Origin of the sequence: Vibrio ouci (assembly GCF_004551525.1) — a bacterium.
In the GTDB taxonomy this organism is placed as follows: domain Bacteria; phylum Pseudomonadota; class Gammaproteobacteria; order Enterobacterales; family Vibrionaceae; genus Vibrio; species Vibrio ouci.
The window spans coordinates 1-577 of record NZ_SATR01000310.1 but is presented as its reverse complement, the minus strand read 5'-3'; the positions used below and the strand labels follow the sequence as shown (position 1 = coordinate 577).

Genomic DNA, 577 nt, shown 5'->3' with positions numbered 1-577 from the left:
GGCGTTATGTGTTTTTAGGATAAAAATGGAAATTTTCGAAATTCAACTAGGAAACTCAATCGGCCCAGTTAAGCTCGGTATGACAGAAACTGAAGTGAACAATGTTATCGGAACTCCTGATTGCATCTATGGACATCGCCATCATTTTTTAGACGGTCTCATGGTAGATTTTGATAATGAAGGAAGAGTTGAGTTCATTGAAGCCGCTGGGTCTGAGTTGTTTTCAACGACATTGCTTGGCTTTGATGTGCATACGACATTAGCGGCTAAAGTGCTCGAACGAATTCAGCTAGAAGGTAACTATGACCATTCTGATCCAGAGTTGGGCTATAGCTACGTATTTAAAGAGCTTCAGTTATCTTTCTGGCGTCCAACTCTTCCTGACTTAGAAGAAGGTGAAGGGTTGTACTTTCAATCGGTTGCAATTGCTTCCGAGGGTTACTTTGAGTAAACACATAACAAACTGTTCAAGAGGGATTCGCAACGCGTGGCATTTTTACTATGCGTTGGTTTTAGTGTTTAAGGTGGTATGCAGCGGCTTTGGTATGGCGTTGCTCACCCCTTAACAGGGCGTTAG

Annotated in this window: 1 protein-coding gene; it reads left to right on the top strand. The window is 42.5% G+C overall.

Going from position 1 to position 577, the window contains the following annotated elements; genetic code table 11:
* The first annotated feature begins 25 nt into the window (after positions 1-25).
* On the top strand, positions 26-451 hold the full coding sequence (locus ELS82_RS25820) for a hypothetical protein (RefSeq protein ID WP_134837844.1): 426 nt from the start codon (positions 26-28) through the stop codon (positions 449-451).
* The last annotated feature ends 126 nt before the right edge of the window (positions 452-577 follow it).